The sequence below is a fragment of the Bacillus sp. SIMBA_154 genome (genome assembly GCF_046536015.1).
Lineage (GTDB): Bacteria > Bacillota > Bacilli > Bacillales > Bacillaceae > Bacillus > Bacillus pumilus_P.
This window is the reverse complement of sequence record NZ_JAWJBV010000109.1, coordinates 1-347: the sequence shown is the minus strand read 5'-3', so window position 1 is coordinate 347 and position 347 is coordinate 1. Positions and strand designations below refer to the sequence as shown.

Genomic DNA, 347 nt, shown 5'->3' with positions numbered 1-347 from the left:
CTTTTTTATCCGGTTTCGGCTTTTTAAACATCTTGGCATAAATGAATGAAAGTGAAATGACCCCTGAAAAGGTGCAGATATATTGCATCAGCCGTGCGAATTCCATATGATGTGCGCCTCCTTTCATGATTATGGTGCACACAGCGGCGCATATCCATGCGCGCGATGCAGAAAATAAGGGAAAGGAGCTGATGTGACATGCGCCACACTCAAATGACGGAAAGCGCGTTTACCGCTGCCGTTCAAACGTATTTGAAACAAATTACGGAGGATGCCGGAATGATACTGCGGACATTGGATGAAAAAGACCAATGCCTTCTTTGCGAATTAGATGAACTGGGACATAC

1 protein-coding gene is annotated in these 347 nt (G+C 45.0%); it reads left to right on the top strand.

What is annotated here, in order from left to right:
* Positions 1-198: 198 nt before the first annotated feature.
* Positions 199-347: diadenylate cyclase domain-containing protein (locus R0K30_RS21330; protein ID WP_410612772.1), on the top strand; the 149-nt coding region annotated here is incomplete at its 3' end.